The sequence below is a fragment of the Flavobacterium album genome, from assembly GCF_003096035.1.
GTDB lineage: Bacteria > Bacteroidota > Bacteroidia > Flavobacteriales > Flavobacteriaceae > Flavobacterium > Flavobacterium album.
This window is the reverse complement of record NZ_CP029186.1, coordinates 93,411-108,527: the sequence shown is the minus strand read 5'-3', so window position 1 is coordinate 108,527 and position 15,117 is coordinate 93,411. Positions and strand designations below refer to the sequence as shown.

The window sequence follows — 15,117 nt, the reverse complement described above, 5'->3', positions numbered from 1 at the left end:
AACTACTCCAGTATATCCAAAAACGTCAGCCCGAAGATCACACCATCACTAATAAAACCGCTTTCATACGACCTTATGTAATCGATCCTCAGGAAACGGAATTTCCCCCAGCCAAGGTTGTCGAACCCGGCGGTAAATTCCATATACGGATTATGTTCCGGCGTGGATAGCACATGCGCGCCAACAACAAGGTGGTAATTCAGCTCACTGATCAGCGGCAGCTTATTGGTAATGAAACCTTTGAAGTTGTGTTCCAGATGCCCTTCGAAATACTGGTCGTTGGTGCTGTGGGTGTAATAGGGCAGGAAGTTGAATACGTTGAGGTAACGCTCCGATTTCCCGATGTGCGTCTGATTGCCATTGAAATGCCTGTAGTCGACAAAGGCGATGTTATCCGAATTAAAGAATTTACCGGCGCGGACTGCCATACCGGTTTCACCCTTATTGCCTGCATCCATCGTATAGGTGATGCGGGTGGAAAGATGATCGAAATTATAATCCTTAATGGTCGATGCAAAACCTTTTTCGTATTTTAAATACAGCCTCGGGTAATCCGGGTTGGAGATTACCTCCCTGCCGTCCGGGCGGGTGCGGTATTTTTGCCCAAAGCTGAAGCGCGCCTGCAAAGAGGCCTTCATCAGGTTGTGCTTCAGGAATGCCGGGGTTTCCTGGTCAAACGGAAGCAATGGATTGTTGGACAGGTAAGGGTGGTAAACGTCCTTCAGTGTCGAGAAGTTCGTATTGTTGTACAGCGCGTGCCTGCGTGCATATTCAACCGACCCGTTCAGCTGTATGCCGTTGAGCACTTCTTCCTCATAGGCTAATTTGATGAACGCATTGTCATAGAATTTGGCATAATTGTCTCTGAAGAACAACGTGCTGATACTGTTCACGATCTTATTGATGGGCTTCTCAGGATTGAACTGCTCAATGCTGCTGCCCCCTGTAACGGTTACAATGCGCTTGGAAAAGTTGTTGAACTTGTGTGCAAATACCCCTGTGGCCCGGAAACGCTGCTCGGCAAAGCCATAATTCAGGTCAGTACCAAAAGTGGTGTACGTATTCTTATCAGGATGGTATTTTGTAAAATGGAAACCCGGTGCCAGCCAGTACGCCTGCACGGTATTAAAGGCCAGCCTTGTCGCGATCCCTGTATAGCGGATGTCCCAGTTTTCCTCGGAATTATGATAGGTGTACCCCAGTATAGGCGACAGCCATTTAAATCGGTTGCGCTCATGGTCGGTACTGTCCATGTAAGCCTTTGTTTTCCGCAGTTCCTGTATCCTGTCTTTTTTAATATAGTCGTTGCGCTCTTCGGGAGTAAGCGGGATAGGGCGTATGCTGTTCCAGTATTTATTCTCTTTCTTGTTGGCATCGGCCTCTACATACTGCACTTCGGGGCCAAATGTTTTTTTGTCGAAATCCGGGTTAAAAATAAAATTGCTGTACACGTAGCTAAACCTGCCCGAAAGCCCCACGCCAAAAAGCCCGGCATCAAAATCGAGCGTCTGTACATTCTTGGTCCACAGCTTTTCTTTGGCATTATACCCAAAACTCTGCTTAATATTCAGGGAATCCAGCAACGGCTGTTCTATCTGGCTGCCTTTTAGCATGAAGTCGGTGGCATAAAGTTCCCAGGTATCCTCCACTATATAAATGTAACCTTTTACCGCAGCTTCATTCTTTTCTTTTGGCGAAACCTTTATCTTGCTGATGAGGTGCTCATCGGTATCGTAAAAACAATTCTCAAGCTTGTAATCGTAGTAGTTGAAAGCGTTATCTGCAATGGGGGAAACCACGCTCACCTCGAACGGAATGAAATTTTCGTAAAAATCAAACTCGGCTGCCGCGGCATTGTTGTAGCTAAAACCGTTATCGTCGCCACTGACTTTCGATGCTTTTACAACTTCATTTATCCTGCCGGGCTTTTCATATTTTACCCTCGAAACAGTTTCCGATAAGTACAGTATCCCATTGCCCGTAGTATCTACAGACCCGCCGAGGTCGCCTATTTCCTGTCCCAAAATTTTTGACGGTAAATCTTTTACCTTAAAAGTGCCACGGGAATAAAAGTCGGCTTCAAATTTTGCTGTCTTTGCCGAATTTTCCTCACGGTGCGCTATGGCTTCACTGATGATCATTTTGGCCCGGTCGTCCTTATTGGATATCACAATCTCGTCCAGCAGGTATTTTTCATCCTGCAGTTTTACATCGAGTGTGTGGGGGAATTTGGCTATATCAACTGTTATTTCCCTTGTTTTGTAACCAATGGACCTGAAAATTATAGTGTATTTCCCTTTTGCTGATAGCGCCAGCGTATAGTACCCGTCCTCGTTGGATGAGGTGCCATTGTAGGTGCCTGATACGATGATGCTGGCAAACGGAACCGGTTCGCCGGTAGCGCTTACGATCCTTCCTTTTACCTGTGCAAAAGTGGGTGTACTAACGAGCAACAATAAAAGCATCAGGTATTTTTTCATCCGTTTATGGTATAAGCGATTCTATTGCGAGTTGGTAGCCTTTCAGCCCGAAACCGATGATTACACCTGTAGCTACGGGCGACAGGAACGACTGGTGCCTGAAGGTTTCGCGGGAAAAGGTATTAGAGATGTGCACCTCTATAACGGGTGCTGTCACTGCCTTTATGGCATCGGCTATGCCAATGGACGTGTGGGTATAAGCACCCGCGTTCAGGATGATGCCATTGTGGTTAAAACCAGCTCTTTGTATTTCTGTTATGAGTTCGCCCTCGATATTACTCTGAAAGTATGTCAGGTGAATACCGGGAAACTTTTGGCGCAGTTCACCAAGGTAGTCTTCAAAAGTGCGGCCGCCGTATATTTCGGGTTCCCGTGTGCCTAGCAGGTTGAGGTTTGGCCCGTTGATGATATGTATGTTCATTGGTCTTGTTTCTATTTGTAAAAGTAAGTCTTTACTGCACTAATCAGGATAGTGTTTAATACTAAATTTAACATTTATGCCATAAAAAAACCGGCTTTGTCTCAAGGACAGAACCGGTCTTTACATTTTATTTAAAACTTTTAGAAATAATATCCTAATGATAACTGGAATACGGCATTCTTGGCATCTCCCGCATATTCGCTGTCCGATACTTTGGTAAGGCCGATATTGTAACGCGCCTGAGCAAACAATCCCGCAATCACTTTAAGCTCCACACCGCCGCTCGCAGCAAGGTCAAATTTCTTGCTGTCAAAAGCTTCGTCGGCATCATCTACAAGGAAAGAGAACTGCGGCCCGGCCATAACGCTAAGTTTTGGCAGCACGTAGAATTTTGCCATTACCGGTACAGAAACGTACTTCAGGTTGATGTCTTTTGCAATGTCAAGGGCAGTATCCTTGTAGGTTGCACCCTGCGAAGAGAAAAGCGCTTCGGCCTGTACAGAGAATACCGGTACAAGGTTCAGTTCTACAACAGCTCCGGCATGGAAATTTGTAATGCTCTTAGTGTTTATGTCACCTCCTGTAAAGTTGGCAAAGTTAGCTCCGGCCTTGATACCGAAATCAATACCCTGTGCCTGCATGGCAAAACTGCCCGCCAGTGCTGTCAATAAAAAAATGATCTTTTTCATGTTATAATAGTTTAAGTGGGTTTAAAAATAAAATCCTAAGGAAAACTGTATCACCGAGTTCTTTACATCGGCATCTTCAAAAACCTGCCTTTGCCCCCATACATAGCGGCCCTGTATAAAGAGTCCGCCTGTAATTTCATATTCCAGCCCGGCTGCCAGCCCAAAATCATAATTGTTGGCTTCTTTAGGCGCAACATGCTTCGTCTCATTGGCCAGTAATGAAAACTGCGGCCCGGCATGCAGGCTAAGCGACCCGTCAATGTCAAATTCAACCATGACAGGCAGGGTCATATAGTTAAGCTTGTATTCTTCGCCATCATTCTTCGCGCCCTGTACTGAATACAGCAATTCCGGCTGCAGCGTAATGCGGTCAAGAATGTTGAATTCCATCAGCGCACCGATATGAAAGCTGGTGAGGCCATCAAACGCATCAGCATCATTGCCGGTCAGGTTAGCAAAATTGACACCGCCCTTAATGCCGTAAGTCTGCGCGTTCATAATTGGCGCACAAAGCAGCAGTGCTGCCGCTAAAAACAATCTTCTCATAATTTGTAAGCCTAATCTGAAACAAATGTAAGGAAAAGTAGAAATGGTGTTGGTAATTTAACCCGAATTTGGCTTTTTTGCTTGTTAAGGCACTGATCAAAGAATAATACAAATGTTAAATCACTGGAAATTAGGATTGTTAATATTATTAAAATTGTGGCATGCAATTTGTAAGAATGAACATCAAATAACCATAATTTATTTAACACATGAAAAAATTATTATTTACTGTAGCAGCTTTGGCTGCATTCGGATTTGCACAGGCACAGGATGAGGCCGCTACTTCCGGTTTTGCTAAAGGAGATGTTTTTGTATCGGGCTCACTTGGACTTAGCTCTGAAAAAACGGGTGATGTAAAATCCACTGATTTTAATGTTACTCCAAGGGTAGGTTACTTTGTAAGCGAAAACATTGCTATCGGCGCACAGCTTGGCTTCAGGAGCGGCAAAGATACTGACGCTGATGGTGCTGAAACAAAAACTACTGGTTTTGAAGCCGGTGCATTCGCAAGGTACTACGGAACTCCGGGAAGGGCATTCTCATTCTTCGGTCAGTTAAACGCAGGCTATAACACTACGAAAACTGAATTTCCTGCTGGTGGCGAAGCAAAAACAAATGGCTTTGGTATCGGCCTTGCACCTGGTATCAGCTATTTCGTTTCAGACCATATCGCGTTTGAGACTACATTTGGAGCACTTAGCTACAACACAAGCAAGCCTGACGCTGACGGAGCAGAATCTACTGACACATTCAACCTGAACCTGAACCTAAGCAGTGTAACTTTCGGAATGATTTACAAATTCTAAGACATACTGTCAGGAATTATGAAGCCGTCTCAATATTCAATTGAGGCGGTTTTTTATTTACAAGCGCAGTTTCGGAAGGAATAAAAGTTAACAAGAATTTAATAAAAATACCCAATTATAGGTATTTTTCTTATTAATTAAATTTATACATTTGTTTTACAAGTAACAATAAAAATTAAACACAAAATGAAAAAAATTCTATTATCTGCGTTTGCTGTGATGGCTTTTGGTGTTGCAGCTCAGGCACAAGACATGAAATTTGGTGTTAAGGCTGGTCTAAACATTGCTGACCAGGGCGGAGATGCTGAAACTGACGGCTCATTGACAAGCTTCCACGTAGGGGGGTAGCTGAGTTTAAGTTAAGCGAGACTTTCTCTGTTCAGCCAGAAGTACTTTTTTCTATGCAGGGTGCATCGTATAAAGTTCTTGGTGCTGATTATGATTTAAAAACTAATTACATCAATGTGCCTATCCTTGCGAAATATTACATCATGGAAGGCCTTAGCCTTGAAGCGGGACCTTATGTAGGTTTCCTTATGAGCGCAAAAGCTGATGATGAAGATGTGAAAGATGGCTACAAAAGCATCGACTTCGGCTTAGCAGGAGGCGTTGCATATGACCTTCCAATGGGAGTTTTCTTCCAGGCAAGGTATAATGCAGGTCTTTCAGATATCAATGATACAGAATCTCCTGTGGGATCAACACCAAAAATTACTAACAATGTAATCCAGGTTTCTGTAGGTTACAAATTCTAATCCCTTCAGGATATACAGATCAAGCCTCTCCTAAACGGGAGGCTTTTTTATTGCCTTACGAAAAAATTAAAAGATTGACACAAAAAGCATTGATTTTGTGTAATTGTTTTATTGTTCTGTAATAGTTGTGTGCCTTTTCTGACGCTTTCCTGTTAATTAAAATGAAAACCTGCCATGGGGTGGTTTTTTTTTAAGATTAATTTCCTATTTTTATCGCATCTAAATCATAACACATGAAAAAACTTTTCTTTTCCGCACTGGCCGTTATGGCATTTGGCTTTGCAGCACAGGCACAAGAGGATGAATTCCCGATAGTAGGGGTAAAAGCCGGCGTTAACTTTTCTAACTTTGACAGTGATGCCGATACTGATGGTGCAACAGGTTTTTATGCCGGCATCTCATTGGACATGGCGCTAAAAGGACATTTCCACTTCCAGCCCGAAATGCTTTATTCTAAAGAAGGAGCTAAGGATCAGTCAATTTCTTACCTTAGGATACCTGCCATGGCAAAATATTATATTACCCAAGGCTTTAATATACAGTTAGGCCCGGTACTTGGTGCAAGGGTTGATGCTGAAAACAAAGAACTGCGCAAAGGTACTAAAGCATTGGATTACGGTGCTGCCGGAGGGCTTTCTTACGAGCTTAAGTCGGGCTTCCTTATCGATGCAAGGTATTACTGGGGCCTTGAAGATATCAGCAGGCATGACGAAGGCGGTAAAGTAAGGAACAACTGCATCCAGGTTGGTCTGGGCTACCGTTTCTAAGACTCAATTCTATGTAAAATAGTGAGCCTTCCTTCGGGGAGGCTTTTTTTTGTATTTGCCTCAAGGCTTTTGTATTTGAATCAGTTTTATTTGATATAAACATATGTGTGCAAGCAAATTAAGTTTTATTTGACGCAAAGTCGCAAAGTCATGCTGCAATGTTGAAACATTGCAGCATGACTTTGCGGCTTTCAATCCTCAAATTCGGCATGCGTCTTAGCGGCTTGCGACTTTGCGTGAAAATTAAATAGATCCATTACTCATGATGGTATTTATAATAAATTTGATTATACATATTTAGAAAATCATTTTTCAATTTAAAAACAGCACGTTATTCCATTTCGAACGCAGCCTGCGGAGATAGAAATCTCAAAAAAGACCTTGTATATATGAGATATGCAATAAACGAAAAAAGCCTCCCGAAGGAGGCTCTTGCTATCAAATGGGATATTAGAATTTATATCCTACACCCAATTGGAATACTGAGTTTTTGGCATCTACATTGTCGTAGATCTCAGTAAGTCCCATATTGTACCTGCCTGTAGCAAACAATCCTATTTCCGTCTGGAAGGTAAGGCCTGCCGCAACGCCAAATTCAAAGCTCTTAGCGCCGTCAAGCTGGATGTCGCCGCTGTCAGAGTTAGGGTTTGCATCAAACTCCTCGTTTACAAGGAAGCTGAACTGTGGCCCTGCTTCAATGCTCAGCCCTTTAACGATGTACACTTTTGCAAGCACAGGTACATTAATGTAGTCCAGTTGGTACTCTGCCTTGTCACCGTCTGTACCCGCAAAGTTAAATTTGAATCCCTGGCCGGAATACAGTGCCTCTGCCTGTATAGAGAAAATTTCTGCCAAAGGGAATTCGGCTAACACACCCACGTGGAAGCTTGTCCTTGAATCCGGCGAATCAATATCGCTTCCGGACAGTGTTGCAAAGTTTACACCACCTTTAACACCAAAGCTTGGCGACATCGAGTCTCTGTTGCTCGCGTCTTCCTGTGCATTAGATACTGCTACAGCACCGAAAAGTAATGCACTCATCGAAAATAATTTAAATAGTTTCATCATTTATAAGTATTAGTTTTGTTTGTCAAAATTATATGATTAAAATTGGGGCATTCTGAAAGTATTCTTAATTCACATAACTTTAACCCCATGAAAAGCTGGGTAAAATATATAAACGACTACAAATCCTACCTCAAAATAGAACGGGGGCTGTCGGCGAATTCCATTGCCAGCTATGCATTCGATATACAAAGGCTGGTGACGTATCTTGAGGAAAACAATATTGGCGTTTCCCCTGTAAACATTGACGATGACGCGCTTCAGCAATTCATTTACCATATTTCGACCGCACTTAACCCGCGCACGAGGGCCCGCATCATTTCAGGACTGAAAAGCTTTTTCAATTACCTTGTATTTGAAGATTACAGGAAAAACACACCCATGGAGCTTATTGAAGTGCCCAAGACAGGGCGTAAGCTCCCTGACACACTTTCACTGCAGGAAATAGACAGGATGATAGCCGCAATCGATCTTTCTCTGGCAGACGGGCGGGGGGAGCGCGACAGGGCCATGCTCGAAACGTTGTACAGCTGTGGGCTCCGCGTTTCGGAACTGGTTACGCTAAGGATATCCGACCTTTTTTTTGAGGAAGGCTTTATCAAAATAACAGGGAAGGGCAGCAAGCAGCGTTTTGTGCCGGTAGGGGAGTCTACCAGGAAATATATCGGCTTATATATAGGTGCCATGCGCAACAGGCTGGATATAAAAAGAGGGCACGAAGATACGTTGTTCCTTAACGTACACGGCAGGGGGCTTACCCGCGCCATGATATTTACGATAATTAAGCGGCTGGCAGCCGATATAGGCCTTAATAAGACTATTAGCCCGCATACCTTCAGGCATTCGTTTGCTACCCACCTCCTGGAGAACGGCGCCGACCTGCGCTCCATTCAGCTTATGCTGGGGCATGAATCCATAACTACAACCGAAATTTACATGCACCTTGACAGGAAGTTTCTGAATACGGTGCTAAACACTTATCATCCAAGGAAATAATTATTCCTGTAAATAATTAAAAAGTTGGGAAAAAATTTTTAAATTTAAAACTAAACGTATTTTTGTGGCAAAGAGATTAAGTATGAAGTTTTTTGATAAGCCTGACATTCACGACGGTGAAAGTCTTGATGCTTTCTATAAGAAGCTTTTGGACCAGATACCGGATTTGATATTCAAGATGATCTGGACAGGTAAAGACCATTACTCCATAGTATTTGCCAGCGAAACCGTAAACGAAATATACGAACTTACGGTAGAAGAATTTACATATAACACGGAGTTATTTTTTACCGACCGCATACTGCAGGAAGATATAAAAGGCTTCGTGAGGTCGCTTGAAGCTTCCAAAAAGACCCTAACCAACTGGGATTATGAATTTAGGGTACAGCTCCCCAAAAAAGGGCTTCGCTGGATGCGTGTTTCTGCAAAGCCCGAACTCGATAAAGATAAGTCGGTAAGCTTTTATGGCAGGGTAAACGATATAACCGACCAAAAAGAGCAGGAGGCCAAACTGATGCTTTCTGAACAGCGTTTTAAATATGCCCTCAAAGCGGCATCCGAAGGGATATGGGACTGGGACATGACTACTAACATGGTCTACTTTTCGCCGCAATCCATGAAGATACTGGGTAAAGAGGAAAAGGAGGCTATTTATCCCAATACTTTTTGGGTTTCCAGGGTTCATCCCGATGATATGGAAACCTATCAAAAAATTAAGAATGACCATTTAAAGAAGAAAACTGCCGTCTACGAAAGCATATACAGGGTAATGACCGACCAGGGAAAATACCGTTGGGTGCTCAGCCGTGGAAGGGCCATGCATTTTGACGATAAGACCAAGCCTGTGCGGGCCATTGGCACTTTAAAAGACATTACGCAGCTCAAGGAAAAAGAGATGGAACTTGGCAACACTATAGATATTATAGGGAGCCAAAACAACAGGCTCAGTAATTTTGCCCATATTGTGTCGCACAACCTCAGGTCCCATGCCGGGAACTTAAAAATGCTATTGGATATTTTTAAAGGCGCAAGCGATGAAGAGCGGGAAGAATTGCTAAAGCACCTTGAAGGTATTTCGGACGGATTATGGATTACCATCAGCCACTTAAAAGAATTGGTAGCAATTCAGAGCGAAATTAAGATTGTAAGAGAAAACCTTAATCTGAGGCACTATCTGAAGAATATTCTCACTATATTGCACAATGAGATTACCAAGCACGGAGTAACTATTGAAGTTAACATACCGCTGGATGTAACCGTCAACTATAATCCTGCGTATCTTGAAAGTATATTGCTTAACTTTACAACAAATGCAATTAAATACTCAAGCCCCGAAAGGAAGCCGATGGTGTCTTATGATTTTGAGATAATAGACGGCAAGAAGGTGCTTACTGTATCCGATAACGGGTTGGGTATCGATTTAAAGAGGCATAAAAACTCGCTTTTTGGAATGTATAAAACGTTCCATAAAAACCGGAATTCAAGAGGGATTGGTTTGTTTATAACCAAGAACCAGGTTGAGGCAATGGGAGGGAAGATTGAGGTATTCAGCGAGGTGAATAAAGGGACTGCGTTTAAAATTTATTTTGATGAAGAAGATTGATAGTATATATGTTATTGATGATGATAAGATTTATCATTTTTTGCTAAAAAACCTGCTCAAACAAAATGGTGTCGATGCCAAAAGTACTTTTTTCGCCAACGGGCAGGACGCTATTGATTTTATAAAACAGAACAACCACGTTGAAGAACTTCCTGACCTGATCCTGTTGGATGTGAACATGCCGATCATGAATGGCTGGCAGTTTCTTGATGAATTTATAAAGCTCGGGCCGGGCCTTTCAAAGATGCCTGTTATCTATATGATAAGTTCATCCAATAATGAGGTAGACATTGAACGCGCCAAGGAATTCAATGGAACCGTAAAAGACTATTTCCTGAAACCTATATGTAAAGAAGACATCGAAAAGATATTTGTGCTTTAGTTGATACAAAACACAAAAACCTCTTATTAAAAGAGGTTTATAATGTTGTATGTGTCGTGGCTGATTAAGCTCTCTTTTCCTGACGGTTTTTGTTGAAATAGTAGAAAGCAAAAGAAACGCCTACTATAGCAAGCCATATTAGCTTGGCATTAATTGGGGCTGGTGGGTCACCTCCGCCTTCAAGATCACCATCTTCTCCTGTTCCGCCTGGTTGTGCAAATACGACAAAGTCACTTGCTAATAAAAATGCAAGGAAATACCATTTTAATAGACTGCTTTTCATAATCTGGGGGTTTAAACTATGAGGCAAATTTAAAGGTTATTTTTAAATAAAAAAATTAATGCTCAATTTTTTTTAACTTATTATTAACGAGACGATTTGGTTACGTTTTGTTAACAGGATATTTTTTATTTATTTAAATTTTAATTAAGCTTTTTGTTTGCATTTAATATCTCAGGATGCTTATTATTCTATAAATGCATTTCGGTCAAAACAATGCTGTCGCTAAAATTAAACGCATAAAGTAGGGTTTTTTGTGTGTAAACTGTTTCACTTCAAAACCAGATCACAAAAAAATGACCAGAGCAAAATACCTGGGGGCGCTGATAGCCTTTTTTTCCGTTTTTGCAATTTCATGCCAGGATGATTCTGTGAGGGAAGATAACTCGCAAACGCTGCACAGCGGTTCTTCGCTTACCGAAGTTTTAATTGCAATAGCTAACGACGCGGCTACTGACGACTGCATTTCGTTAAGCTATCCGGTTACTGTTTTTGGATACAACAGCAGCTTCCAGATGGAGGATACCTATATTATTAATGGTGATCAGGAATTAGGTACACTGCTTCAGGCGCTTGCTGCGAATGAATATTACTCGATCAGTTACCCTGTAACGATAATTGTAAACGGGCAAACTGTTGCGCTCAATAACAATCAGCAGCTGGAGCTTGCCATCAATGCAGCGCTGACAGCCTGCCATGAAACTAACTGCGATAACCCGGGTGTACTGACCGACGACCTGATGCTTTATATGACCTTTGCCAACGGTGTTGTTCAGGACCTTAAAGGCAATTTTGTTTCGGCGCCGATAGATATCGTCCCTGCTGCCGACAGGAATGGAAATGCAAATTGTGCCATGACATTTAATGGGCAGCAATACCTCCAGGTACAATCCGGTGCGGCAAATGCGCTGGTGGCTGGTGATACGTTCAGTATAAGCCTGTGGTTTAAAATGCAGAATACCGTAGCAGGTGACCTTGAGGTGTTCTTTAAGAAAGGCGATGTTTCCGGGCAGGGCTTTTATCTTGCGGTTTATGATCTGAATACCCCAATGGTTGGCACGCCGTCGGCACAAGCTTGGGACACCAGCTGGAACCAGGACCCATTGCTGTGGGAGGATACCGAGAACTGGCACCATCTCGTGGCTACGCTTGATGCCAACAATACCCTGAAACTGTATCGTGACGGGGTTTTGCGTAACACCGCGACCGCTGCTACTGGCGATATAGGCACACAGGCCCTTGATTATTATATCGGCAGCGGCTTTACCGGCCTTATGGACGACCTTAGGGTGTATAAAAAAGTACTTACCCAACAGGAAGTACAAACGCTGTATGAGCTGGAAGGCGATTGCAGCACCTGTTTAGAATAGTTGTGTTTTTTTTAAATATTCAAGTTTTCCCGAAACCGGCTCTTCCCAAAGCCGGTTTTATTATTACTGCCTTTTTGAAATAAATCTTTATAAAAACTTAGCTTTCAGGCTATTTTTAAATATTTATAACATGAGCGCAATTAAATGTGTTAAAATTCGTTATTTCGGGTAGGGTAAAACCTTATAAAATTGTTTTATAATAAATCGGATTTAGTAGTTCCGGTTTTCCCAGATTACATTTACAGTTTATGTTTTAAAAGCCCCGGGTAAGGGGCTTTTTCTTTTTTTACAGATAATCTACTTTAAGGCGTGACCGGTTGCTCAGGCTTCTGCTTTCAAAGTACACACATATAGGTTTAGATAAAACGTAAAAGCCGGATTCGTCCGGCTTTTTTATTTGCATTACCCTCTAAGTTCAAAATCAAATTATTAAATTTGCACCTCTTATAAAGAAATCCTGAATTTTATGTTCGATAATTTAAGCGAAAAATTAGATAAAGCCCTCCATATCCTTAAAGGGCACGGAAAGATAACCGAAGTAAACGTTGCCGATACGCTCAAGGAAGTGCGTCGCGCGCTACTTGATGCCGACGTTAACTTTAAGATAGCTAAAGATTTTACAACAAAGGTGAAAGAGAAAGCTATCGGCGAGAACGTACTTACCACGTTACAGCCGGGCCAGCTTATGGTAAAGCTTGTGAAAGATGAGCTTACCGAACTTATGGGTGGCGATGCTGCAGGGGTAAACCTTTCCGGAAATCCTGCCGTGATATTGATGTCGGGGCTTCAGGGTTCGGGTAAGACCACCTTCTCAGGAAAGCTGGCTAATTACCTTAAGACCAAAAAGAATAAAAAGCCGCTGTTGGTGGCATGTGACATTTACCGTCCGGCGGCGATCAACCAGCTGCACGTGGTAGGTGGCCAGATAGGCGTGGAAGTATACAGCGAGGAGGGCAACCGCAATCCGGTTGAGATCGCGCAAAATGCGATAAAGCATGCTAAAGCAAACGGATTTAATGTAGTCATCGTCGATACGGCCGGCCGTTTGGCGGTTGACGAGGAAATGATGAACGAGATTGCCAACGTTCATAAAGCGATACAGCCACAGGAAACATTATTCGTGGTAGATGCCATGACGGGCCAGGATGCCGTGAATACCGCCAAGGCTTTCAACGACAGGCTGGACTTTGACGGTGTTATCCTTACGAAGCTGGATGGTGATACCCGTGGTGGTGCCGCAATCTCGATAAAATCGGTGGTGAACAAGCCGATCAAGTTCATCGGTACGGGCGAGAAGATGGAAGCTATCGATGTGTTCTACCCGAACCGTATGGCCGACCGTATCCTGGGCATGGGTGACGTTGTTTCCCTTGTAGAAAGGGCACAGGAGCAGTACGATGAGGAAGAAGCGCGCAAATTGCAGAAGAAGATCGCCAAGAACGAATTCGGTTTTGACGATTTCCTTACCCAGATACAGCAGGTGAAAAAAATGGGTAACATGAAAGACCTTGTAGGCATGATACCCGGTGCAGGCAAGGCCCTGAAGGATGTAGAGATCGAAGATGATGCCTTTAAGCACATCGAAGCCATCATCTATTCCATGACGCCAAAAGAGCGCAGCAAGCCGTCTATCCTGGATGCCAAAAGGAAGAACAGGATATCCAAAGGTTCCGGCACTTCCCTCCAGCAGGTAAACCAACTGCTGAAACAGTTCGACCAGATGAGCAAAATGATGAAAATGATGCAGGGCGGGGGCGGAAAGAACCTCATGAGGATGATGGGCGGCATGAAAGGCATGAAACCATAAACTACAAAGGCGCGTTATCGCGTCTTTTTTTATTTATTAAAAAAGTCTGAATTTCAATTTAACCACATAGGAACATGGATTTTATAGTATTTTTTATTAGTGAATATAGCAAGCATACGGCCACATAGAAGAAGCGAAGCTTCACGCTCTGTGTTACTTATTATCACTTTAAGGGGTCATCTTTGTCCTATGTATCTATGTGGTTAAAAACAATAGTAATTGAAACATCTATTCTAAACATAAACAACACACAATGCAACTATTAGACGGTAAAAAAACTTCGGACGACATTAAGAACGAGATCGCCGAAGTGGTAAGTAAAATGAAGGCTAAAGGCGAAAAGGTGCCGCACCTTGCCGCCGTGATCGTAGGCAACGATGGTGCGAGCCTTACCTATGTGGGCAGCAAAGTAAAGGCCTGCGAGCGTGTAGGATTCGAATCGACCCTGATAAAGCTCCCAAGCACTATCTCCGAAATCGAGCTTCTTAAGAAAATCGAGGAACTGAACCAGGATGATAACATTGACGGCTTTATCGTACAGCTGCCTTTGCCAAAGCAGATCGACGACCAGAAGGTGATCATGGCTATCGACCCCAGTAAAGATGTGGATGGTTTCCACCCCGAAAATTTTGGTAAAATGGCGCTTGATATGAGTACGTTCATACCGGCAACTCCTTTCGGGATACTGGAGCTTCTGGAGCGCTACAACGTGCAGACGGAAGGAAAGCACACCGTGGTTATTGGCCGCAGCCATATTGTAGGAAGGCCGATGAGCATCCTGATGGGGCGTAAAGGGTTTCCGGGCAACAGTACCGTTACGCTTACGCACAGCCATACCAAGAACATCAACCAGATAACATCGCAGGCCGATATCATCATCACGGCGCTTGGCGTACCCAATTACCTCAAGGCAGAAATGATAAAGGACGATGCCGTTATCATCGATGTAGGCATTACCCGTGTACCTGACGAAACTACCGAAAAAGGCTACCGCATAACCGGCGATGTCGACTTTGATAATGTAAGTAAAAAAGCATCCTTTATAACACCGGTGCCGGGCGGTGTTGGCCCAATGACCATTGCGATGCTGTTGAAGAACACATTGCTGGCTAGGGAACAAAGGAGGTTGAGGAAGTAATATCTTTCAACA

At 43.2% G+C, this 15,117-nt stretch carries 14 protein-coding genes and 1 pseudogene; 9 read left to right on the top strand and 6 right to left on the bottom strand.

The window, feature by feature from the left end:
• Positions 1–2: 2 nt before the first annotated feature.
• The 4 genes from HYN59_RS00400 to HYN59_RS00385 form a co-directional block, all read right to left on the bottom strand.
• Entirely contained in the window at positions 3–2,480 is a 2,478-nt protein-coding gene (locus tag HYN59_RS00400) for a DUF5686 and carboxypeptidase regulatory-like domain-containing protein (RefSeq protein ID WP_108776382.1), read from the bottom strand.
• 4 nt (positions 2,481–2,484) lie between these two features.
• The gene (aroQ, locus tag HYN59_RS00395; RefSeq protein ID WP_108776381.1) at positions 2,485–2,901 is read right to left on the bottom strand and encodes a type II 3-dehydroquinate dehydratase; all 417 of its coding nucleotides are present in this window, start codon (positions 2,899–2,901) and stop codon (positions 2,485–2,487) included.
• A gap of 140 nt (positions 2,902–3,041) precedes the next feature.
• Entirely contained in the window at positions 3,042–3,590 is a 549-nt protein-coding gene (locus tag HYN59_RS00390; protein ID WP_108776380.1) for a porin family protein, read from the bottom strand.
• A 21-nt stretch (positions 3,591–3,611) separates the two neighbouring features.
• Positions 3,612–4,136: a porin family protein gene (locus HYN59_RS00385; protein ID WP_108776379.1), complete on the bottom strand. Its 525-nt coding sequence runs from the start codon at positions 4,134–4,136 to the stop codon at positions 3,612–3,614.
• 209 nt (positions 4,137–4,345) lie between these two features.
• Between HYN59_RS00385 and HYN59_RS00380 the strand changes: the two genes are divergently transcribed.
• From HYN59_RS00380 to HYN59_RS00370, 3 genes and pseudogenes are all read left to right on the top strand, one after another.
• The gene (locus HYN59_RS00380; protein WP_108776378.1) at positions 4,346–4,942 is read left to right on the top strand and encodes an outer membrane beta-barrel protein; all 597 of its coding nucleotides are present in this window, start codon (positions 4,346–4,348) and stop codon (positions 4,940–4,942) included.
• 186 nt (positions 4,943–5,128) lie between these two features.
• Positions 5,129–5,697 (top strand): annotated as a pseudogene (locus HYN59_RS18415) (porin family protein).
• Between the two features lie 233 nt (positions 5,698–5,930).
• A complete protein-coding gene (locus HYN59_RS00370; protein WP_108776377.1) occupies positions 5,931–6,464 on the top strand; it encodes a porin family protein in 534 nt (177 codons plus the stop codon).
• Positions 6,465–6,914: 450 nt separating this feature from the next.
• Here the strand turns inward: HYN59_RS00370 and HYN59_RS00365 are convergent, their stop codons facing one another.
• Complete coding sequence (locus HYN59_RS00365) at positions 6,915–7,505, bottom strand: porin family protein (protein WP_245895619.1); 591 nt, start codon at positions 7,503–7,505, stop codon at positions 6,915–6,917.
• A gap of 114 nt (positions 7,506–7,619) precedes the next feature.
• Here HYN59_RS00365 and HYN59_RS00360 point away from each other — a divergent pair, with 114 nt between their 5' ends.
• From HYN59_RS00360 to HYN59_RS00350, 3 genes are all read left to right on the top strand, one after another.
• On the top strand, positions 7,620–8,525 hold the full coding sequence (locus HYN59_RS00360) for a site-specific tyrosine recombinase (RefSeq protein WP_108776376.1): 906 nt from the start codon (positions 7,620–7,622) through the stop codon (positions 8,523–8,525).
• 82 nt (positions 8,526–8,607) lie between these two features.
• On the top strand, positions 8,608–10,128 hold the full coding sequence (locus HYN59_RS00355; RefSeq protein ID WP_108776375.1) for a PAS domain-containing sensor histidine kinase: 1,521 nt from the start codon (positions 8,608–8,610) through the stop codon (positions 10,126–10,128).
• On the top strand, positions 10,115–10,510 hold the full coding sequence (locus tag HYN59_RS00350) for a response regulator (RefSeq protein WP_108776374.1): 396 nt from the start codon (positions 10,115–10,117) through the stop codon (positions 10,508–10,510). The genes HYN59_RS00355 and HYN59_RS00350 overlap by 14 nt, the downstream gene beginning before the upstream one ends.
• A gap of 64 nt (positions 10,511–10,574) precedes the next feature.
• Here the strand turns inward: HYN59_RS00350 and HYN59_RS00345 are convergent, their stop codons facing one another.
• The gene (locus tag HYN59_RS00345; protein WP_108776373.1) at positions 10,575–10,793 is read right to left on the bottom strand and encodes a hypothetical protein; all 219 of its coding nucleotides are present in this window, start codon (positions 10,791–10,793) and stop codon (positions 10,575–10,577) included.
• A 293-nt stretch (positions 10,794–11,086) separates the two neighbouring features.
• Between HYN59_RS00345 and HYN59_RS00340 the strand changes: the two genes are divergently transcribed.
• From HYN59_RS00340 to HYN59_RS00330, 3 genes are all read left to right on the top strand, one after another.
• Entirely contained in the window at positions 11,087–12,160 is a 1,074-nt protein-coding gene (locus HYN59_RS00340; RefSeq protein WP_108776372.1) for a LamG domain-containing protein, read from the top strand.
• Between the two features lie 466 nt (positions 12,161–12,626).
• The gene (gene ffh / locus HYN59_RS00335; RefSeq protein WP_108776371.1) at positions 12,627–13,967 is read left to right on the top strand and encodes a signal recognition particle protein; all 1,341 of its coding nucleotides are present in this window, start codon (positions 12,627–12,629) and stop codon (positions 13,965–13,967) included.
• A gap of 253 nt (positions 13,968–14,220) precedes the next feature.
• Positions 14,221–15,105, top strand: a complete 885-nt coding sequence (locus tag HYN59_RS00330) for a bifunctional 5,10-methylenetetrahydrofolate dehydrogenase/5,10-methenyltetrahydrofolate cyclohydrolase (RefSeq protein WP_108776370.1) — start codon at positions 14,221–14,223, stop codon at positions 15,103–15,105.
• Positions 15,106–15,117 lie beyond the last annotated feature (12 nt).